Source organism: Thermoanaerobacter sp. X514 (assembly GCF_000019065.1).
In the GTDB taxonomy this organism is placed as follows: domain Bacteria; phylum Bacillota; class Thermoanaerobacteria; order Thermoanaerobacterales; family Thermoanaerobacteraceae; genus Thermoanaerobacter; species Thermoanaerobacter pseudethanolicus.
In genome coordinates, this window is record NC_010320.1 from 743,864 (window position 1) to 765,454 (window position 21,591).

General features: G+C 35.4%; 24 protein-coding genes and 1 CRISPR repeat array. All 24 genes read left to right on the plus strand.

Annotated features, from left to right (window positions below; all coding sequences use genetic code 11):
• Nucleotide 1: 1 nt before the first annotated feature.
• Nucleotides 2-487 (plus strand): lytic transglycosylase domain-containing protein, encoded by a 486-nt coding sequence (locus TETH514_RS13120; RefSeq protein WP_353784562.1) that lies wholly within the window; start codon nucleotides 2-4, stop codon nucleotides 485-487.
• Nucleotides 488-497: 10 nt separating this feature from the next.
• Nucleotides 498-1,562 carry a hypothetical protein gene (locus TETH514_RS03660; protein WP_009052199.1) on the plus strand — a complete coding sequence of 355 codons (1,065 nt, stop codon included), beginning with the start codon at nucleotides 498-500 and terminating at the stop codon, nucleotides 1,560-1,562.
• A 14-nt stretch (nucleotides 1,563-1,576) separates the two neighbouring features.
• Complete coding sequence (locus TETH514_RS03665) at nucleotides 1,577-2,110, plus strand: hypothetical protein (protein ID WP_009052200.1); 534 nt, start codon at nucleotides 1,577-1,579, stop codon at nucleotides 2,108-2,110.
• The gene (locus tag TETH514_RS03670; RefSeq protein ID WP_009052201.1) at nucleotides 2,094-2,639 is read left to right on the plus strand and encodes an SAF domain-containing protein; all 546 of its coding nucleotides are present in this window, start codon (nucleotides 2,094-2,096) and stop codon (nucleotides 2,637-2,639) included. The genes TETH514_RS03665 and TETH514_RS03670 overlap by 17 nt, the downstream gene beginning before the upstream one ends.
• A 5-nt stretch (nucleotides 2,640-2,644) precedes the next feature.
• Nucleotides 2,645-3,361 carry a MinD/ParA family protein gene (locus TETH514_RS03675; protein ID WP_009052202.1) on the plus strand — a complete coding sequence of 239 codons (717 nt, stop codon included), beginning with the start codon at nucleotides 2,645-2,647 and terminating at the stop codon, nucleotides 3,359-3,361.
• Nucleotides 3,330-4,487, plus strand: coding sequence for a CpaF family protein (locus TETH514_RS03680; RefSeq protein ID WP_009052203.1), 1,158 nt, complete (start codon nucleotides 3,330-3,332; stop codon nucleotides 4,485-4,487). Before TETH514_RS03675 ends, TETH514_RS03680 begins: the two co-directional genes overlap by 32 nt.
• 1 nt (nucleotide 4,488) lies before the next feature.
• Entirely contained in the window at nucleotides 4,489-5,394 is a 906-nt protein-coding gene (locus TETH514_RS03685; RefSeq protein WP_012268623.1) for a type II secretion system F family protein, read from the plus strand.
• A complete protein-coding gene (locus tag TETH514_RS03690; protein ID WP_009052205.1) occupies nucleotides 5,391-6,140 on the plus strand; it encodes a type II secretion system F family protein in 750 nt (249 codons plus the stop codon). Before TETH514_RS03685 ends, TETH514_RS03690 begins: the two co-directional genes overlap by 4 nt.
• Nucleotides 6,141-6,173: 33 nt before the next feature.
• Nucleotides 6,174-6,395, plus strand: a complete 222-nt coding sequence (locus TETH514_RS03695) for a hypothetical protein (protein ID WP_009052206.1) — start codon at nucleotides 6,174-6,176, stop codon at nucleotides 6,393-6,395.
• Nucleotides 6,396-6,411: 16 nt separating this feature from the next.
• Nucleotides 6,412-6,795: a TadE/TadG family type IV pilus assembly protein gene (locus tag TETH514_RS03700; RefSeq protein WP_232195929.1), complete on the plus strand. Its 384-nt coding sequence runs from the start codon at nucleotides 6,412-6,414 to the stop codon at nucleotides 6,793-6,795.
• Nucleotides 6,792-7,199 (plus strand): hypothetical protein, encoded by a 408-nt coding sequence (locus TETH514_RS03705; RefSeq protein WP_009052208.1) that lies wholly within the window; start codon nucleotides 6,792-6,794, stop codon nucleotides 7,197-7,199. Before TETH514_RS03700 ends, TETH514_RS03705 begins: the two co-directional genes overlap by 4 nt.
• Nucleotides 7,199-8,017: an AAA family ATPase gene (locus TETH514_RS03710; protein ID WP_009052209.1), complete on the plus strand. Its 819-nt coding sequence runs from the start codon at nucleotides 7,199-7,201 to the stop codon at nucleotides 8,015-8,017. Before TETH514_RS03705 ends, TETH514_RS03710 begins: the two co-directional genes overlap by 1 nt.
• A gap of 383 nt (nucleotides 8,018-8,400) precedes the next feature.
• Nucleotides 8,401-8,529 carry a hypothetical protein gene (locus TETH514_RS13025; RefSeq protein WP_013337649.1) on the plus strand — a complete coding sequence of 43 codons (129 nt, stop codon included), beginning with the start codon at nucleotides 8,401-8,403 and terminating at the stop codon, nucleotides 8,527-8,529.
• Nucleotides 8,526-9,227 (plus strand): hypothetical protein, encoded by a 702-nt coding sequence (locus TETH514_RS03715; protein WP_009052211.1) that lies wholly within the window; start codon nucleotides 8,526-8,528, stop codon nucleotides 9,225-9,227. The genes TETH514_RS13025 and TETH514_RS03715 overlap by 4 nt, the downstream gene beginning before the upstream one ends.
• A gap of 91 nt (nucleotides 9,228-9,318) precedes the next feature.
• The gene (locus tag TETH514_RS13085) at nucleotides 9,319-12,588 is read left to right on the plus strand and encodes a peptidoglycan-binding domain-containing protein (protein ID WP_009052212.1); all 3,270 of its coding nucleotides are present in this window, start codon (nucleotides 9,319-9,321) and stop codon (nucleotides 12,586-12,588) included.
• Nucleotides 12,585-12,971, plus strand: a complete 387-nt coding sequence (locus TETH514_RS03725) for a prepilin peptidase (protein ID WP_009052213.1) — start codon at nucleotides 12,585-12,587, stop codon at nucleotides 12,969-12,971. The genes TETH514_RS13085 and TETH514_RS03725 overlap by 4 nt, the downstream gene beginning before the upstream one ends.
• A 29-nt stretch (nucleotides 12,972-13,000) precedes the next feature.
• Nucleotides 13,001-13,519, plus strand: coding sequence for an HD-GYP domain-containing protein (locus tag TETH514_RS03730; protein ID WP_009052214.1), 519 nt, complete (start codon nucleotides 13,001-13,003; stop codon nucleotides 13,517-13,519).
• Complete coding sequence (locus tag TETH514_RS03735; RefSeq protein WP_009052215.1) at nucleotides 13,512-14,540, plus strand: ParM/StbA family protein; 1,029 nt, start codon at nucleotides 13,512-13,514, stop codon at nucleotides 14,538-14,540. Before TETH514_RS03730 ends, TETH514_RS03735 begins: the two co-directional genes overlap by 8 nt.
• Before the next feature lie 13 nt (nucleotides 14,541-14,553).
• A complete protein-coding gene (locus TETH514_RS12695; protein WP_009052216.1) occupies nucleotides 14,554-14,730 on the plus strand; it encodes a hypothetical protein in 177 nt (58 codons plus the stop codon).
• Between the two features lie 268 nt (nucleotides 14,731-14,998).
• Nucleotides 14,999-15,307, plus strand: a complete 309-nt coding sequence (locus TETH514_RS03745; protein WP_009052217.1) for a hypothetical protein — start codon at nucleotides 14,999-15,001, stop codon at nucleotides 15,305-15,307.
• A 219-nt stretch (nucleotides 15,308-15,526) separates the two neighbouring features.
• Complete coding sequence (locus TETH514_RS03750) at nucleotides 15,527-16,375, plus strand: radical SAM protein (RefSeq protein ID WP_009052218.1); 849 nt, start codon at nucleotides 15,527-15,529, stop codon at nucleotides 16,373-16,375.
• Between the two features lie 121 nt (nucleotides 16,376-16,496).
• Entirely contained in the window at nucleotides 16,497-17,582 is a 1,086-nt protein-coding gene (tcmP, locus tag TETH514_RS03755; RefSeq protein ID WP_009052219.1) for a three-Cys-motif partner protein TcmP, read from the plus strand.
• A gap of 484 nt (nucleotides 17,583-18,066) precedes the next feature.
• On the plus strand, nucleotides 18,067-18,690 hold the full coding sequence (locus tag TETH514_RS03760) for a replication-relaxation family protein (protein ID WP_009052220.1): 624 nt from the start codon (nucleotides 18,067-18,069) through the stop codon (nucleotides 18,688-18,690).
• Nucleotides 18,659-20,332 (plus strand): type IV secretory system conjugative DNA transfer family protein, encoded by a 1,674-nt coding sequence (locus TETH514_RS03765; RefSeq protein WP_009052221.1) that lies wholly within the window; start codon nucleotides 18,659-18,661, stop codon nucleotides 20,330-20,332. Before TETH514_RS03760 ends, TETH514_RS03765 begins: the two co-directional genes overlap by 32 nt.
• A 771-nt stretch (nucleotides 20,333-21,103) precedes the next feature.
• A CRISPR array of direct repeats spans nucleotides 21,104-21,465; the repeat unit is 30 nt; unit sequence GTTTTTAGCTTACCTATAAGGGATTGAAAC.
• Nucleotides 21,466-21,591 lie beyond the last annotated feature (126 nt).

The following is a 21,591-nucleotide window of genomic DNA, read 5'->3' on the forward strand; positions in this document are numbered from 1 at the left end:
TATGAAAGGTGATCAAAACTTGGAGTGGCTGCTGGGCATTGGTGCGAGCAAAGAATATGCGGCAAAACCCGGCAGAATACCGGAAAATTTGCTCCCTGTGTTTAAAGAAGCAGGAAGAGAATACGGTATTCCGTGGTATGTGCTTGCAGCAATAGCTTTTAGAGAATCAAGTTTTAATCCAAACGCAATAGGTCCATATTTGCCTGAGCTGAAAACAAGGGCTGTGGGTATGATGCAGTTCCTGCAAAGTACATTTGACGAGTATGCTGTAGACGGCAACAACAATGGAACAAAAAGTCCTTTTGAGCCCGAAGATGCAGTTTTCACTGCTGCGAGATATTTAGCGGCAAATAGAGATGTTTATTTAAGGAAAGGGTTTAATGAAGATGAGGCTTTAAGATATGCGGTATGGCACTACAATCACGCATGGTGGTATGTAGACCAGGTAATGGCTATTGGAGAAAAGTATAAAAATAATTACCCGTGAGGTGTTTTTTATGGAGAGGAGAAATAGAGCTGCTGCTTTAGCGAGCAGGATAATTCCTTATCATCCGGAATACAGAAAAATAACTGGTTCTGTAACAGCCGCAATTTTATTTGAGCAGCTGGAGTACTGGTTTGACAGGTATAACTACAACAGCTTTTATAAATTTCTTGAGCCAGCACCAGACCATCCTTCTTATGCTCCCGGCGATAGCTGGGTAGAAGAGCTGGGATTTTCTGTTGAGGAGTTTAGAACTGCTTTTGATAAGATTGGTGTAAGGTACAATTCAAAGACAGAGTTTTTAAAAGCCCAGGAGGAGGGAAGGCTTTTCATCAAAAACGGAGAAGAAAAGCTGTACTGCAGCTTTATAGACAAGCAGAAAAATGTAACCTACTATGTAAGAAACAATGAGGTGGTGGATAGACTGCTGGACGAACTCACTCACAAAGAAGTAGAAGGAGAACCTCAGTTTATAAAGCCGGAGATAAAAAATGAAAAGGCTGTGTATCCTGATATTTTAGTGAAAAAGGAGGGTGGTCAATCTCCAGAGATGGGAAATCCCAATCTCCCGAGATGGGGAAAGTCTATCTCTGGAGATAGGGAAAGTCCATCTCCCGAGATGGTAAATCCCGACCTCCCTATATCAATAGATTACATCAGTAGATTACATCATAAGATTACATCAGTCAGTCAGTCAAAAAATATGGAGATGGAGCAGGATGGACTGACTGACGGACAGACTTTAAATCAGTCAGTCAATCAGTCAGATGATTTTGACAGTGAGGTTATAAAGGAACTTAAAGAAAAGTACATGCTAACAGATGAAGATATAAAAGTCTGTTTAAGGAAAATGAAAGGGCGGAACATACGAAGCCCTGTTAATTTTTTAGAGAAAACAATTGAAAACTATATCAAAGAAAAATCGGTAATAGATGCTGTAAAAAAGGCAGATAGAGACAGCAGTACCTTTTCTGTACCTAAAAACTACTTTAACAGCTACTCACAGAGAAAATATGACGTAGAAGAACTGGAGAAAAAACTGCTGGAGCGGTCAATGAAAAGAGAAGACGATGGATGAAGGAGGAGATGAGTGTGATACTTCTTGCAACCGGAATCGAAGCGCTGGACAAAAAGCTTTCTGATGTACTTCCTAATACTGCAGCGGTGTACTACAGGGAAGCTGTTTTTAATTTTAATTTTGACACCCTGATTTTTTCCGAGGCTCTTACAGGCAGCTTACCAGCAGAAAATCTGCTTTTTGAGGTGAGAAAAAGAGGAAGGAGGGTTATTTTCCTTGCAGGAGAAAGCATTAATAAAGACCTCACAGCCAAACTTTTCATAATGGGAATATATGACTTAGTATTTGAGCCTGTAACAGCTGAGAAAGTAAAAGAGGTCCTTGAAAAGCCCAGAAACTTTGGAGATGTAAGCTATCTGCTGACGGATTTAACTAGCAGTGAACTGAAAATTGAAAGCTTTGCAAAGAGTGTAGAAACTGCAAAGAAGCAGATAGAGGGCATAGTTAAATTTTTAGGCGAAAGCTACAGATGCACTGACCTAAACGAAGGCTTATTAAAAATTGAACAGCTTTTAGTAAAGGAGGTTCTTTATGAGCAGGATTATTAAAATTGCTTTAATAACAGCTGCTGTTTCTGCAGCTTTTATGCTTGTGTTTATGCAGAACATCCAGAAGACAGAAAAGGTGGTCATTGTGGAAAAAGACATACCTGCAGGCACTGTTATCTCAGAGGATGCGGTAAAGGTTGTTGATATACCTGCTTCAGCAGTGAGGCCTGACTATGCCAGAAGTCTAACTGATGTTGTGGGGAAAGTTGTGAAGGAAGGAAGAGTAAGAGGAGACTTCATTCCAGTTGAAATTTTAACGTCAAAAGATGCTGAAGCCTTAGGTCCTGACCACGCTGTAATGACAGTGCCTGTAACTTCTGTAGAGGCAAAAACACTTCAATCGGGAGACACAGTAAGCTTTATAGTCTTTGACCAGACAGGCTCTAAAGTTCTTGATGGCTTTAAGGTAATCTCAGTTGTGAAGGAAGACTCTGATAAAGCTAATTTAATTTTAAATGCAGATTTAAACGCTGCTTCAGAGCTTGCACCGTATATTAAACTTAACTCATTTAAAATTGTAAGAAGGTGATAAAAATGGTTATTACAATATTCAGTCCTAAAGGTGGTGTGGGAAAGACTACACTTACTTTAGCACTTGCAAAAGTGCTAAGTGAAAAGAGTAGAGTATGTGTTTTAGAATGTGATTTTTCTCCAGGCGATTTTGTATCTTTACTTGATTTAGATAAAGAGAAAAACATAGTCAATGCATGTTTAGGAGACTATAAAGCCTGCATTCAGAGGCCTCAGGGAGAAAAATTTGACGTCATAGTCGGTGGTTTTCCAGACATGCAGGAAAACTTAAAGTATGCGGATATGGAAAAGCTTATTAAAAGTCTTTCAAATGAATATGATTATGTGCTGATAGACTTACAGCCTCAGATTTCTGAGGTTACTGTCGCAGCACTTTTAAAAGCTGACAAAGTTTTGTTTGTAATGGAAGATGATATATCCGCAGTCTCAAGAACAGTTGGAATGTTTGAGTATTTAAGACTGCATGGATTTTTAGATGCAGGCAGGACCTGTGCAGTAGTTAATAAAGTGAGAGGGAAAAAGAAGTACATCACTGCTGTAGACCTAGGGATACCGGTTATTTACCACATCCCCTATCTTCGAAAATTAAATGAGTACAAAGATAAGAAAATGCTGAAGCATGCCAGAAACTTAAAAGATGCTCTTTTTGGAGTAAAAAAAGAAAAATCCTTGTGGAGGAGGCTTGTGAATGGCTTTAAGAGAGTTAAGCAGAAGAATTAATGATGGAGCAGTGGATGTTGAGAAAATGACAGATGAGATAAGGGAAATTATGATGAAGCACCACGGAAAGCCCAACATCAAGGATATACTGAGAGAAGAAGTGAAAGAGTATCTCAAAAAGAAATATCCTTTTGCACTAGATAGACTTATAGAATACACGGAAATGCTCTACTCTTCTCTTTACGGTTTGGGAATTATAGAGAAGTACCTTAAGGACCCGGAAGTTACAGACATACATGTGAACGGCACAAAAATAATGTACAAGAAAGCAGGAGTAAAAATAGACGCAGAAGAAGAGTTTCCAAACGAACAGGCTGTGAGGGTTATACAGGACAGAATCCTTGCACCTTTAAATAAATCAATCAACATAGCAAATCCTTCACAGGATGCAGAGCTTTATGACGGCTCTCGTGCTCTTTTAGTTATACCTCCAGAGTCTGATAAGCCTGTCATAATTATCAGAAAGCACAATCTCTTAAATGTACCTTTAAAAGAACTAGTAAAAACTACAATAGGTCTTACGAAAGAAATGCAGGAGTACTTCAAAAAGGCGGTAAAAGACAGAAAAAACATCATAGTTGCAGGAGAAACAGGCGCTGGAAAGACGACTTTTATCAACTCTTTAGGCTTTGAGATTCAGGAAAAGCATGTAGTAGCAGTTTTAGAGGATACAAGAGAGATTAAACTTCATATACCCTATGTCTACTACTTCAAAACGAGAAAAGGAACGGCTGAAGCAAGAAGCGTAACTTACTCTGACATACTCAACGACTGCTTGAGAGCAGACCCTGATAGAATAATTCTCACTGAGATAAGAACACCTGAAAGCGCCTATGAGCTTATACACGTTTTAAATTCAGGCCACAGAGGCTCTATGACAACAATACATGCAAATTCCTGCTTAGATGCTTTGTTAAGGCTTGAAATGCTAATTCAGGAGTTTAAAAACCTTGACTACAGAATCATAAGAAAGCTCATCTCAAGAGCAGTCGACATTGTCGTGTTTTTGAGGCTTACGGAGGATGAAAAAGGAAATTTAAAAGGCAGAGAGCTTGCTGAAGTTATTGAAATTGAGGGCATAGATGAAAACGGAGACTACATTTTAAAGCATGTGGTAGGTGATTAATGTGGCAGTCTCTTTTTTATTCGGCGCAGCTGTTTTTATGGTGGTAGTTCTTTTGTACAGTATTAGGGAAAATAAAAGGCTCAAACTTAAAAGAAGGCTGGAGAGGCATTTAGTGATATCACAAAAGAATGAGTTTAGTATAGTGGATTTATTTGGTTTAGGAAGCTTTATTGAGAAGTTAGAGAAAAAGCTTAAAAAAAGCGGTATTAAGGTAGATGCAGAGGAAGTGTTTTTGTGGTTTATACTTTTTACTATTGTGATACTTGTATTTTTGAGCTTTAAAGGTTTTACTTTATTAGGTTTTACACTTCCTGTTATGCTTTATTATCTTATAGACTATATTTTAGACTATTTAGGGAGAAGAAAAATAAGAAAAACTGAAGAGCAGTTTAGAGATTTTGTTAAAATGCTAGGAGCATATCTTAAAATGGTACCAAGCTTTGCTGGAGCTTTTATAAAGGCAGCTGAGGAAGCTGAAAATCCTTTAAAAGAGCACACAGACAGAGTTCTAAGGAGATTTCAGTTAGGAGAAGATTTAGAAGAAGCATTAAAAGAATTTAAAAATATAGAAAGCACATATATAAAAGTATGGATTGACAGCATTATTTTTGCAGTGAGGATGAAATCTGATTTATCGAGAGTGTGTGAGAGGACAGCTAAAAAACTTTATGAGAGAATAAAAATGTCAAACAGAATTGCTGCCATGACTGTGCAGGCAAAATCTTTAATGGTTTCTCTGGTAGGCATTATGGCTTTTATGATTGTTTCAACAGTGTCAGTTAGCCCTGATTTTATCAGGACTTTTTCTTCTCCTATAGGGAAATTAGTAATTGCTTATGCTGCTTTGAGCTACTTTATATCAACACTTTATATTCTAAAAAGAATAGACAGGGAGATGGAACTATGAGAAAGATTGTTTCAGAAAAACACCTTCAAAAACTTGGAATAAGACAGGACATGATAGAAAAGTGGGATAAGGAAATTAAAGCAGTCGGAGGAGTGAAAATATTTTTTTTTAAAGCTCATGATGTACTTGAGCTTTTTTCTTTTGGAGTTCTAATTTTGGGAGGCCTTATAGTTTTGTCAGTAGTAGGAACAGTAAACGGGGCAAATGTTTTTGCTCTTTTATCTGTAGTTACAGGTTCAATTATTATGTTCTATCAATACTGGAAAAAACCAATAGACAGCTACAGGGAGAGCTTCTATAAAGAAGAAGAGCTCCCTGCTGCTATAGAAATCTTTATAAATGGTTTGGAGGTGGGAATGAATAAAGAAAATATTATCAGCTACATTGTTAGAACTAGAGAGGGGGTGGTAAGAGATTTATTACATGAGGCACAGGTAAGGCTCGACACAGGAAGCTCTTTAAAAGATGCACTCACTTATGCAGCTTCTAAAAGTTTAAATGACCACTTTAAAAGATTTGTAAAAATTATTACAGGAGAATTTGCATCTGAACAAGATATTAAAGAAAATTTAGAAGAACTTTTAGATGAAGTAAGAGAAATAAATTACAATAAAAAGACGGAAAGTGCATCTGTGCTTGACAACAGCTTATTCTTCCCTATTTTCTTAGGGTACTTTATCCCAATTTTAATAATCTTTGCACTGCCTTTTGTTCTGTCTTTAAAAGGCTTTTTTAATTTGTTTTAAAAAATAACAAAAATTTCAAGGAGGTAGATTTTAATGATTAGAAATATGTTAATGAAAGTTCAAAACATGGTGAGAGGATTTTTAAAAGACAGAAAGGGTGAGAGTCATCTTTTGTCTGTTATAGGGATGATAGCAATAGTTGTAGGAATACTTGTTGTGGTATCACCTACTATAAGGACAAGTACTGCAAATATGGTTACAAATGCTCTCAATACTGCTTCTAACTTCTTCTCCAATGCCGTTCAAGGCGAGTGATAAACAAGTGATAAAGATGATAAGAAGATTTTTAAAAGACAACAGGGGAGCTTCGCAGCTTATTTCTACAGCTGCCCTGCTCCCTATCCTCCTTTTTATCATGGCTTCTATAGTTAATATTTCTGTTGTAAGCAACATGCAGACATTGGTCAATGAAGCAGCCTTTGAAGGAGCGAGGATAGGAATAAAGTCAGACACTCCAGAGCAGACTGCTCAGATGGCTGTACTTAATTTTGGGGATGGAATAACTGGATGGAAAATAGGAGACAGGCTTGCTGTTAGTACATCACTAAAAAATGACATGCTCACAGTAGAAGTTAGATATACTTTTTACCTTTTAGGAGGGCAGCAGAAGACTCTTGTGGGAAGAAGCTCTTTAAGGATAGGTGATACGCCGTGAGTATTCTAAAAAGATTTTTTCAGGACAAAAGAGGAGATGCTGTCCTTCTTTTTTTAATTTTCTTAGTCTTTTTATCACTTCTTTTTATGCAGGTAGTCTACTATGTCACAAATGGTATAAGTGCAAGGGAATACCTTGTCAAGGTATGTGATGAAATAGCCTACAATATCTCTTTAAATGCCCTTGATATAAATAGTGCAGAAAAAGGAGAAGTAGTTATTGATATTACAAAAGCTAATAAATACGCAGAAGATACATTTAAAAACTTAAATATACCTACAAAAAATATAATTGTAGAAATAAAAAACAATTACGTTTATGTAACTATTGTTGTCGATGGAAGCTATTACAAAACCACAACTGATTTTGTTATAACAGGAATGGCTAAAGTGAGGGATATATGATGAAGGTATTAATTATATCAAATGATAGGGAATATATTAAAAGAGCAAAAAAAAATTATGTAGATGCTGATGTAGTTTTCTCTACAGAGAGCGCAGAAATTATTGTTAGAAAAAATAGATATGATTTTATTGTAAGTAATATGTTAGGTAAGAAATTTAACAATATAGAAGTAAAAGATATAGAAGAGTATAAAAGTAAAAATTTTATAACTACAAAGCAGGAAGTTATTGCTGTTTATTCTTTCAAAGGTGGGGTAGGGAAAACTACGCTTGTGAAAACACTTTTTGAAAACTTCAATAAAGATGTAAAAGTCCTTATAGTAGATTTGAATTTTCAGGATGGAGGTTCTGATTTAAGTTTTGCTTTGGACCTTCCTGTACTTCCTCATATCGGAATGTGGCTTAGAGAAAGAATAAAAGAGAGTTTTTTTGAAAATTTAATTGAGTATAGTCCAAATGTATTTATACTTCAGTCCCCTCCTAAAGTGAGTCTTGTAAAAGATATTAGCGGAAATGATATTGATACAATTGTGAAATTTGCAAGAAGTAAGTTTGATGTGATAATTTTTGACCTCCCGGATGAATTTAACGAAATTGTTAAGGCTGCGCTTGATAATGCTTCAAAAATAATTGTATTATCTCAAGGTACAAAAGGAGAATTGGCAAGGATGAAGGAGTTTCCTTATGAGTATCTAACACTTTTTATAAAGCCTGAAAAAGGGTTTGGAAAGTATGCAAAAATGCTTAATTTAAAATATGAAATTATTGATAATATTAAAAAAGAGATAGACAGAGTATATGATTTTATATTATTGTAGTAAAATGCAAGAAAAAAATTGCTTATTTTTTGTTCGGACTATTTTTTCTTATCTTCCTTAGCGGTCCGGATTTTTCATTTTCGCTTTGCTCAAAACAAAAATCCGAATTAATAGAGCACCACCGCAGACGGCATACGCCGCAGCGGTCGTGCTTTTTTTATATTTTCGGGTCTTTTCTTGTAAGTATATTTAAAATTTGCCTCCCGCTTTTAAGATTATACGCCTGCTCTGTTTCCGGTTAAGGTGCCTTCGAGCATATCCTCCCTCGCTGCACTCGGTCCGGTATCCCTCGACTCCACCTTGACCTCCAATTCGCAGGCTGTTTTTCCTGTTTACTGCCGGGAGGCAAATTTGATTTTGAATTTTTAGGGAGGTGCTTGTAAGTGAGCATGAAAGAGATGAGAGACAAAGTTATGGAGTTTTTGAGGGAACATTTGGAGATTGATGAGTTTACTTTATATTTTTCTAATTTATGTTATAATTATATTAACGGAAAGGAGATGATTCCATGATAGACATAAAAAGAACAATAGCAATAGTAGGCATAGGCTTATTGGTAGGCTCAGCTACAATAGCAGCGCCGAAATTAATAGAGACATACAAAGAAAAGAAAGCTGCTGCGGTACAGGAACAAGTGCAGGAGCAGAAAGAGACACAACAGCAGCAAGAACAACAAGAACAAATACAACAAGAAGAGCAAAAACAAGAACAAACTCAAGAGGAAGTACAGCAGCAACAACAGGAGCAAGTACAAAATCAAGAACAAGTACAACAGCAGGAACAAAAACAACAGCAAGAGCAAAACAAAACAGCAGTAACAAATACAAAAACGACTACAACAACTAATACAACAACTAAGAACAGCACAACTACAAGTACAAAATCAACGACTACAACCAAAACAACAACATCAACAACCACAACGGAAACAACGACACCGACAACTACAACTATAACGTCTAATACAACGTCTAATACAACGTCTAATACAACGTCTAATACAACGTCTAATACGACGTCATCAGGCACTACTACATCATCAGAAAATACAACTTCAAGTGGAACAACTACATCCAGTGGAACAACTTCAAGTAGCGGAAGCAGTTCAAGTGGAAGTAGTTCGGGTAGTGGTAGTTCAAATACTTCAGATGATGGTGTAAAAGAATCTGAAGATGATGGACATATACCCGGTCCTCCACCACCGCCATAAATAATAAATAAGGTAAAACTTAATATAGAATAACAGAAAGAGATGTTATCCGCATCTCTTTTTTTATTATTTTTTTGGAGGTGATTTTTCTGTGTCAAAAATTAAAGTAAACAAACGCAAAATAATTGTTTTTACTGTTATAGGAATTTTATTATTAGCTTTTATACTAAAAGGCTTGGCATATATGGATATTATATCTTTTGGTTTCAATCAAAACCGAACGAGATATAATTATGAGATGTACGGTGGGATAGCAGCAACACAGGTCACAAGCACAACAAAGGCTAAGCTAGGATGGTATGTTACTGGCTTAGGGCCAAGCTTAAGCCAGCCTTTGATAATAAGCCCAAAAGAATTAGGTATCAATGCTTCTCAGCCAATAGTTATAGCGTTCAATGGCAATAATTTGTATGCTTATGAAAGTATATCTCCATACTCAAAAAGTTTATACGATTTTAATACAAGCACAAGTCCCTACACATTTACACCCAAAATTGTTCCAAACAGCAATAAAAAATGGGGGCCTTTGCCTGTATATGGGTCTTCCACAGTACCAGCCAATCCATCTGGCAGCCATCCAACCTATTATGTATCACCAAACGGTAACAAGTACATTGCAGCAGGTTCAAAGGATGGATATGTTTTTATATACCAAATAATAAATGGCTCGCCTGTTTTAAAATTAAGAATCAATACAACAATGGTAGGCGGTACTGATATAGTTTCTGCTCCACTTATGATGAGATGGCAGGGATATAATATTGTGGTGGTAGGAAATGGAAACGGAGGACAAGTTGCAATAGGCTATTTTACCGATGATTTTAGCGATGTTAGAATTGCAGATATCACATTAGGCACCACTTATACACGTATAAGCTCATCAGCAGCACCAGTAAACGCAGGAGAAACATCACCTGAAACAGGCTTTATAATCGGTACAACACATGAGCCTAACAAAACCGCAGATGGCTATCTTTACAGAATTAGATTTAGTGATTTATTCAATGTCATTTCATCTTCAACAATATCTTCAAGAACAGACATCTTAAAATTAGGCAGCACAGGAAATGGAGTTAAGATACTTCAAGAAACGCTTAATATTATAGGCTATTCTCTTGTTGAAGATGGACAATTTGGTACTAGAACTCAAGCAGCAGTCAAGGATTTTCAAAGTAAAAATGGGCTTACGGTAGATGGAATAGTCGGACCACAAACGTGGCAAAAGCTTGGGAGTAAATTAACAAGAACTTATATAAGACCTATATATCAATGGAACTATGCATGGGGAATAAATATTTCAAAAGCCTATGCTGGTGCAGGCATAGGTATTCCAGCAAGTTTTTCAGTAGACGGCTCAAACGCCTACTTCACTGATGTGCTTGGTGGTATCTACAAAATAAATAATATCTTCAGCAGCACCTTAAATCTTACAGTAAACGGAAACCTTAGGAATACAAACAACCTTGTTAACCATTCCCCAGCTGTAGACGATAGATATTTATACATTCCATATTATTATTCAGATAGTTCAAAACAACACGGAAAAATTGTTGTTTTAGATAAAAATAATTTAAATGTTATAAAACAAATAGATTTTTCTTCCTCCAGTTTAAAATCTCAACTACCTAATTCTTCAAACTATATCGTATATTCTGCTGTTTCTGTCGGAGCAGACAGAATATATGCTAATGTAGGAAATTATCTTGTCACGATCAAAAAATCTGACTGGACAATAGATGGAGACGGAACAATACAATTAAATGCTCCAGCTACAGGAGAAGTTTCTATAGCACACGGTTTAGTTGCAACAGAAACTTCTGATGGAATATACGTATATTACCTTGCGAAAAATGGTATAGATTTGGCAATTACAAACGTAAATCCAATAGGCTATATGGAGCCAAATAAAAATTACACTGTGCAGGTCACAGTAAGTTTAGGTAATAGTTCAACAAGTATTCCTGCAACAGTAGCCTTATATGATGCAGGAAGTTTTAATTTCAATACAGTTATAACCGGAGACCCTGTAAGACTCAATACTGCAAATGCTGTAGCAAGTGCACAAATCACTTTAAGTCCCAACAGTTCTCAAACAGTCAATTTAAGCTTTACAGGGACAAGTTCAGATAGAAACTTAATAGCAGTAGTACAGCCCAATCCACCATCAAATCCAGACTCTTATTTGCAGTACTGGGATTATAATCAAACAAACAATACAAGGCAGTTTACTGCACCTGCAAAAAGGTTGGTGGATTTATATGTCACTAATCTTAATGCAGGAACTTCAAACATGGTAGGAGGGCAAACCTACACATGTTCAGTAGTAGTAGGACTCCAAAATGCTTCTTTTATATCAGGATATCCAGTTACGGGAACATTAAAGATATATGATGCAGCTAATCCATCCTCACCATTTAAAACTCAAACAGTGTCATTTACAAGCAATACTACACAGACAGTCAGTTTTAACTACACAGGAAAATCGTCTGATATGATACTAGTAGCAGAAATATCATTAGCAAGTACTGATAAATATTATGAGACTAACCTTTCCAATAATAAGATACAAACACTTGTTAAAGCGAACAATGGAGTGGATTTATATATTGCAAGCATAAATCCGGGAACTACCTATGTAGTCCCTGATGAAACCTACACAGGCTCTGTAACTGTGGGACTGCAGAAAAGCTATGCATTCCCTGTTAATGGTGTTGTAAAAGTTTATGACAAAGCTGATTCTTCTGTGTTTTTAACAAAATCTGTGCAGTTTAACAGCAACTCCACACAGACATTCAGCTTCAGCTATCCTGGAAAAAATACTGACATTACTCTGGTAGCTGAAATACAATTAACAGATACAAATAAATATGATTTAGACTTAAGCAACAACAAAAAGGAAGTTACAGTGCCTTATTCGTCAGAAATGGATAAGCTAAGAGGTACTGTAACAATATCAAAAACACCTCAATATGTGTTTACTAACAAGCACACGAGAGAAGACGGATCTGTCTGCGATATGACTCTGAACATTTCATACACCTTTAACAAAAAAATCACCAGCATAAGAGCAGTACACGTGATAAACAGGTATCAAAATAAGGGTGTACTTTATGTAGAGCCTTATTCGGTTATAAAAAATATAGGTGACGTTACAGGAAGCGCAGTAATGAAGTTCCAGTATGATAAACCAGGAGATGAGAATTCAACACTGTATATTTACTTCACTGCTGAAGATGGAAAAACAGCCGAAGTACAGCTTAAAATCCCGGTAAACGGCTTTTATGCAGACTCAAAATTTAATCTTCCTGATCCACAGTGGAAAAAGTCAGAGCAAGATAACTGGACGGTGATTTTTAAATGAAAATACTAATCTTACTAATTCTATTTTTTGCAGCTGTAGAAGACATAAAAAAGATGGAGGTAGGATACATCTACCCTGCCTCCATCTTAATTCTTTCTTTTATAAATGTATTATTAAATCCTTATATAAATCTAAATTTTATGCTGCTTAATTCTCTTTTAATATTCATTGTTCTTTTTCTCTTCTGGCTTTTAGGAGGAATAGGCGGAGGAGACGTAAAAATTTTGACTGCTCTGTCTTTTTACGCTGGTTTTAGGATATGGGATATTCTTTTATTTTCATCTATGATTTTTCTCCTGTATTCCCTTATCCTTTGCAGGTTCAAAGCAAAGCTTCCTTTTATGCCTGCTGTTGCTGCTGGAACGCTTTTAAGCTTTTTGTAAATTTTCAATAAAAGAAAGGAGAAGAGCTTTTGGAGGACCTTATAAAACACCAATACAGCGTTGGAGTACTGTGCAGGAATATTGGAATTTACATTGGTCTGCCTTTAAAAGAAATTAAACTTCTTGAGACTGCAGCCTTTTTTCATGATATTGGGAAGTTATTTGTACCAAAAAGTTTGCTTAACAAGAAGGAACCTCTATCAATCGAAGAATTTGAGGTAGTAAAAATGCATTCATTATATGGCGCAGAACTGCTTAGAAAAATTGGATTTGACAGCATTGTGGTTTCTGCAGTAAGACACCACCACGAGAGATACGATGGAAGAGGCTACCCTGATGGCCTCCACGGTGAAAAAATTCCCTTGTGTTCAAGGATAATTGCGGTAGCAGATGCGTTTGATGTTATGACAGCCGGCAGGATATATAAAAAACCCATTTCAAATGATAAAGCAGTTGAAGAGTTAATAAGATGTTCGGTCACACAGTTTGATCCTGAGGTTGTAAAAATTTTTGTAAAGATGTTTAAGGAGGAGGATGCATATGTTTAAGGTTGGTTTGGACCTCGGTTACGGGTATGTAAAAGGAATTAATGAGAAAGGAAAAGAAGTACTATTTCCTTCACTGGTTGGAAATGCGTACGAAAGAGTTTTGAGCGGCTTATTTGGTACAGATAATAATAAAGCAGATAATATGCATGTCGTTATTGTGAATGAGAATAAAGAAGAGTATTTTGTTGGTGAGCTGGCAAGGAGAGAAGGGAAGAATGTTTCGTACGCTTTTGATGAAGATAAGATATACCATCCCAACACGAGGGCACTTCTTACTGCTTCGTGCCTTTTACTGCTGCCAGAAGAGGAAGTGCCGGTGCACATTGTAACCGGTCTTCCGCTGGAGCAGTACATACACAAAAAGGAAGAGTTTAAAAATATGCTGAAAAATTTCAAGGTCATGGCATATTTTAAGGGAGATGAAAAGGTAAAAACAATCAAATTTGAGAAGGTTACTATATTCCCTCAAGCAGCCGGAGCGGTGTACCATGCTGTTATGGCTGACATACAGAAGTATCTTGTAAAGGGAAGCTATATAGGCTTAATCGATATAGGATTCAAGACTACGGATTATATAGTTTTCATGGTTGAAGATAAGCTCATTTTAAGAGAGGATATGTCAGGGACTGTAGAAGTTGGAATGTCTGCTCTTAACAATACAGTGGATAAAATATTCACACAGAGAACTGGAAGCAAAATTGATGTCTCTGAATTGATAAGGCTTATAAGTGACGGGAAAATATTCTATAAAGGAAGGGAACTTGATTTTACAAAAGAGATTGATGCAGTGCGCAGCGAGATTGCAAGGGTAATGAAAGATAAGATAAAGCTGATATGGGGAAGTAAGCTGGACTTCTTCAATACTGTCTTTCTGGCAGGTGGAGGAGCAAAAGAATTAGTGGAATATATGAAGGATTTTTACGAAAAGATAGTATTGGTGAAAAATGCACAGTTTGCAAATGCCAGGGGATTTCTTAAAGTTGCGGAATTAGAGGAGAAAAAAGCAGTTAATGTGCGGTGAAAGAGGGGAGAATATGGGCAAAAGAATAAGAGATGAAGAAGAACTGAACTACAAGAATGTGTGGGAGCTTATGAAACAGATGGTGGATTACTATACCTCAGAGAAAAAATACCTTACAAGGAGGGAGATTAAATATATAATCAGGGTGTGTGAGAGCGGACAGCCTTCAATACCTATAAAAGAGAGATGAAAATGTCCGACATTTTGTGTCCGACATGAGTTTTATGAGATGGGAACAGGTTTTGAAGGATGTAAAAAAGACTTTTGTCCGACATATTACGAGGTTGAATAATTGGTATTTGTCGGACAAAATCATATTTTTGTGCCTCCAAACGCTTAAAAATCAAGACTTTAAAGTGTCAGACAAGGTATGTCAGACAAAAAGCAAATTCGAATCCCCATAATACAGATACCATGAGGGTTTGATTGTGTCAGACATATTCTTTTGAGGTGATACAATGAAAGATAAAAAATACAGCTTTAGAATAAGAGAGAATGATGAAGATATTGAAGAAATACTTTCCAGGCTGAGCTCCAATGAACGCTCCGAGTTTATTAGAAGTGCCATAAGATTTTATGCAGAGTTTAAAAGCAAGCTTGATGATATTGACAACAAGCTGGAAGAAATATTAAAGAAGTTGGAGACAAAATCAGAGAGTTTATCAGTCAGTCCATCAGTCAGCCAATCAAATAATGAAGAGAATCAGAAGACTGATGAAACAGAAAAATTACTTATAGAGAGTGTAATGGATTTATTATCCCTATAGATTAATAGTTATATTAAAAACTTGTAAAAATAAAAAACATAATAAAAGCGTGAGCGAGAAGAAAGATACAGATTTTAGGTCTAAGATATTAACAGATACAGTTTATAGCTTTGTAAAACTAAGTAAGATAAAAAAGCACAAAAAAGTCTAAATTTATGCAGGAAATTAATGATAGATGTCGAAGTTTATTTATAATGGTTTCGAAGGAGTGTATTTTAAATGGATAGAATAACAAGAAAAACATTATTATATAAAACGGGTGTCGAATATGGCGACTATACTATAAATCATGTAGAAGGATGTGCACATGGTTGTAAATTCCCATGTTATGCATATATGTTGGCAAAAAGATTCGGGAGGATAAAATCTTACGAAGAATGGATTAAACCTAAATTAGTTTCTAATTCGTTAGAGATTTTGGATAAAGAATTACCTAAATTGAAAGACAAAATAAATTTTGTACATTTAAGTTTTACAACAGATCCCTTTATGGTGGGGTATCCGGAAGTCACTAATCTATCCTTGGAAATTATTAAAAAACTTAACAGTAATGGTATCAAAGTTACTACATTAACTAAAGGGATCTATCCTGATGAGTTATTAGATAAAAATAGCTATAGTGAATACAATGAATATGGGATTACTTTAGTATCATTAGATGAAAATTTTAAAAAAGAATATGAACCTTATTCTTCTGATTATAAAGACCGAATAGCAAGCTTGAAGAAATTACACAATGCAGGGTTAAAAACTTGGGTTAGCATCGAGCCCTATCCTACACCAAATATTATTAATCAAGATTTGAGAGTAATTCTAAACGAAGTGGCTTTTGTTGATAAAATTGTATTTGGCAGGCTTAATTATAATAAAAAGGTACGAGAGTATTTATGGTATAAGGAATTCTACAATTATTGCAGCGATGTTGTAATAAGATTTTGCGAACAACGTAATATATTGTATCATATAAAAGATGGCACAATAACAGATGATGCTCCATATATATTAAAAGGATATCAAAATGATACACAAGATTTGTTTTTTAAGCATACACAGAGAGCAGTAAAATAAGAGATAATGTAAGCAAAACATGATATTGTCCTTAAAACGAAGAGGATAGTAAATTGAAATAGTCATATATAAAAATTTTAACAAATTATGTTTTTTGAAAGATAAAGGAAGGGAAAATTTCATGTTTTTTAATGAAGTTAAAAGTCAGTCGCTTATTAAAAAAGAGATTGTTGTTAAGTATTTTGATGCATGGGCTAAAATTATGAATAAGCGTAGTGATAGATTGGGCTATATTGATTTATTTTCTGGACCAGGTAACTATAAAGATGGTACAGATTCCACTCCTATAGCTATTATGAAGTTAATTCTTAAAAACAATGATTACAGAAATAAATTTGTAACTGTATTTAATGACAAAAATAAAGGCTATATTAGTGACTTAAAATCAGCTATTAGTAATCTTGAAAATATTAAATCTTTAAAATATGAACCTATCTTTCTTAACCTTGAATTGGATATTAAAACAAGTGATATTTTTGCTGCTACTTCAATAATACCAAGTCTTATTTTTATAGATCCCTGGGGTTATAAAGGTGTTACTCAAAAGTTAATTTCTTCATTGACTAAAGATTGGGGCTGCGATGCAATACTTTTCTTCAATTATAATCGTATACGTTCCGGCATAAAAAATCCTAAGGTTGAAGAACACATGATAAGTTTGTTTGGAGAAAAAAGATATTTAAAGTTACGGGAAGAGCTTAATAAAAGCAATTGTCTAGATAAGGAAAGCTTAATTATGAATGAATTTCGTGAGGCCATGAGTGATATAGGTATTGAATATATTCTTACTTTTAGATTTAAAAATGAGGACAAAGAAGATACTAGTCATTACATAGTATTTTTGTCTAAAAACTTTACAGCACATAACATAATGAAAGAAGTTATGGCTTCATTGAGCTCAGATAAAATACATGGTGTTGCAAAATTTGAGTATATCCCTGATAAAGAGAGACAGCTTTCATTAAAGGATTTATACGAAAATCCTTTAGATGAATTAAGAAACGAATTGCTTACACAGTATGCAGGAAAAACAATAACTTTTGAAAGGCTTTTTTATGAGCATAGTAAAAATAAACCTTTCATTAAAAAGAATTACAAGGAGGTACTTACTAGACTTGAAGAAGAAGGAAAGATACTTTGTAACCCTGATAAAAGTCGACGAAAGAAAAATACTTTTAGTGACAAAGTAGTTATAAAATTTTTATAGAGAAATTAGAACATTTTCGAACAAAAAGTCGGAATGGAAATATTAAATTAAGGCCTGTAAGACGGTCTTTTTTATTGTCCGATATATCCAATAGTATATCCAATAGAAGTGCGAAATGATTTGGATACATTATTGGATATGGTTAACGTCCCACCCCTACCTTTTAATTTCTCACCGCGCCTCACCCCGAGGCTGTCGCCTCGCCCTCGCTCTGCTCGGGTTTCGAAGCGAGACCCCGCTCTCTCATCATACTCCGCTAACGCTTCGTATAGAGAGCGGGGTCTCGCTTCTCAAGGGTTCGGCGCGGCTCCTAGATTTGGTAGGGGTGGGACGTTTAAAATAAAAAATACAGAATGCATAAAAAGAAAAACAATACAACGTGAACTTCTCGGCAGATATAAATAACAGTTTTATATAAATAAAAAAGTTATGCTAGCAGGGCAGGAAAACTGTTCTGTTTTTATTTTTTACAGGAGGTGGTTCTATGCAGCTTACAAAAAGAGATTTGGAAATTTTATACTGGATAAATAGAATGAGGTATGTAACTGTAAATCAGGTAGCCAAAAAATTTAAGATAGGCATTTGGTATACATATAAAAGATTGAAAAAGTTGTGCGATGATGAATATTTATATTCCTTACGAATCTTCAGAAACAAGCCAGGGGTTTATATATGCACCAAAAAAGGAGCAGAAATTTCAGGGTCAAATTTATGGGCTCCGAAGCATTATGTTAATTTAGCCAATTACGAGCACGATTTAAAGGTTGTAGATTTAAGCATTGAGCTAGAAAGACAGGGAGAATGGATTTCCATGAGGGAACTGAGGCAGGACAGCAAGACAGACATGATACCGGATGGAGTTTTGATAAAGGATGGTAAAAAAATAGCTGTTGAAGTAGAGCTCACAAAAAAGTCAGAAAAAAATTTAAAGAAGAAAATGAGCTACTACAAAAGAAGTATTGATTACGATGAAGTATGGTATTTCGTGTCAAGCAAGGCAGTCTATGATGCAGTGGAAAAAGCAGCTAAAGAAATGGATTATGTTAAGATTTTTTATTTGAGCGAGGTGCTTAAAGATGAACAGCAGAGAGCTTACGCAAACAGATAAAATAGTGATACTAGTTATTGGCCTAGTAGGAGCTTTGATGTTTTTACCTGGAATTGCTTTTGGATTGATTATATATGCTGCAGCCAATAAGTTGAAAGCTAAAAAATGGCTGGCTTATGCAGCAGCTGGAGTAATAACAGCATCTATAGTTTTTGCTGTGAAAGACTTTAATGGGTTAGTTCTAAATTACTTTAAGCAGGTAATAGGGGCTTATAAAGCGATGTTTAACAGTAGGATACCACATAACTTAGACTGGATAGTTTTAATAAAAGTCGGTATCCCTGTTGGATTTACTCTGTCACTAATGATGGAGTTGTATACTGCGGCACAGCCTGAGTGGGTAAAGAAAAAGAAGAAAATAGGGAAAGATAAAGAAAGAAGTTTTAATGAAAGGCTTGTAAAAAAACTGGAGAAGCTGTCACAGCCGGATGACGGAACCCTTATAGGTATTGATGAGGCCGGTAACACAGTGAAAATTACAGACGAGGAGCTTAATGGACACTGCTTGGTGTTAGGGGCTACGGGTGCAGGGAAAACTACTACTCTTATGAATTTTATTGAAAGCGCTGCAAGAAGAGGGATACCTGTGATTATAGTTGACGGGAAAGGTGAAATAGGTTTTGCGGAGAAAGTAAAGAATATGGCAGGAAAATATAGCCGAAAGTTTTACCTTTTTTCTATGACACACGAAGGAAGCATGCACTACAACCCTTTGAGGGTTGGGAACTTTACAGAATTAAAAGATAAGCTGATAAGCTTATCCGAATGGACAGAGCCTCACTACAAGTTTTTGAGTGAAAGGTACTTACAGTCGGCTATAAAGATTTTGCAGAAAACGAGTGAAAAAGTAGATTTGGTCAACATATCTAAAAGATTAAATTACAACGCTTTACTGGAAGAAGCCAAGAAATTAGTTAGAGAAGGAAAAATGGATAAGGAAGAATACGAAGCTTTTTACGATATGATTGACGGCGCAAAAAAAGACATTATCGGCCTTGTGAACAGGCTTGCAGTGTTTTCAGAAAGCGAGATAGGGGAACTGCTTTCTGATACAGAAGATGAAAATACTATTGACCTTATAAAGTGCATTCAAGAAGATGCAGCAGTATTTTTTAGCTTAGATGCATTGAGGTTTTCTGAATATTCGAGGCTTTTAGGTAGATTGATAGTCATTGATTTAAAGACGACAGCGGCGAGAATGTTTGAAAGTAACAAAAAGGTGTTTACAATTTTTGATGAGTTTGGAGTGTTTGCAGGGCCTCAGGTTACAGATTTTATAAATAAATCAAGAGCTGCAGGATTTCATGTCATACTATCCACGCAGGAGCTTGCAGATTTAAGAATAGAGGGTAAAATAGAATTAATGGAGCAGATATTGGGCAACACAAATATTAAAATCATACACAGACAGGATGTACCAGTATCAGCTGAGCTTTTATCCTCACTCATAGGTACAAGGGATGATATAACCATCACAATGCAGGTGAATGAAATTTCACCTACTGGAATGGGTACAGTCAAGGAAGAAAAAAGCTTTATTGTGCATCCTGATGAAATAAAGCGGCTTAAAAGAGGAGAAGCTTTTGTGGTTAGAAAATTTCCAGAGTTTTTTGTGAAAAAGGTGTGGGTGAGGAAAATATAACAGAATTTTCTTAATTCAGTTCAATGATCTGCTGGATAATACTCTGCCTGCTCACATGAGAAGCAGTACAAAGTTCACTTTCTTTTCTGCTGAATTTATTCAAAAATTTGAAATTGAATATCGTACAGAGTCGGGAAAATGCACTGGAAAGTTTCACTAAAAATTTATACAATATTACTAACAAACGACAAAAATGTGCACAGAACAAATAAATGTAATACTATGGTAGTAGCAACTAAGAGCAGAACAATATCATTTAATACTAAACTGGGTAAGTTGTACGGCCAGTAGCAGTAGAAATGGCAGTATATAAAATACACTTTCATTAGATGCTTCTCGAAGGGCTACTATACTGCTGTTATGGAAAATCTGGTAAAGTGTATATAAAACGGCAGCAACAAAAGATTAACTAATAGTAACATCAGCAACAAGGATAGAAAATAATTACCTTTATATTTAGGCAACCCGTGGTATAACAAGCTACAGTATAAAATTTTGGCAAGTGTTTCACATATTTTGAAAGAAAAATTTTAATGGAGGAAGCTATGGTAGTTTTTATGAATATCTTATGTACTATAAAGAGGCAGAAAGACCTTGTCGTCGATGACCAATAATGCAAAAATGCCTGGAGATCGACGACAATTTTATTTTTTTGATTTTTAAAAAGTAATTGATTTTCATTGGACAATATGGTACAATAAAGTAAAAATACTTGACAAGAAAGATATAAAGGAAAAAATTTTTTACCTCTTTTTGTGCTGTTTTTAACGTGTTTTTAGCTTACCTATAAGGGATTGAAACAAGGAAAAAATGAGGTTTTGAATTTGGGCGGGAGTGGGTTTTTAGCTTACCTATAAGGGATTGAAACCTATTCAAATTCAAGGGATAAATCAGGTAGGAGAATGTTTTTAGCTTACCTATAAGGGATTGAAACCTTTGAAGTATTTTTTCCTTCGATAATACAGCTCTCGTTTTTAGCTTACCTATAAGGGATTGAAACAACAAAAAATCAATATGAAAAATATCAGGCGTTACGGTTTTTAGCTTACCTATAAGGGATTGAAACTTCATTTCGTTTTATGTCTCCTCCCCTGCAAAAATTTGTTTTTAGCTTACCTATAAGGGATTGAAATTAAAATTAGATACAAATACTTTTACAAGCGGTAATGCTGGTTTTTAGCCTACCTATTGCTTCCATTAGGTATTTGGCAGGATAACATTGTTCACATAGAGATTATGGCACACTAAACACACCAAAG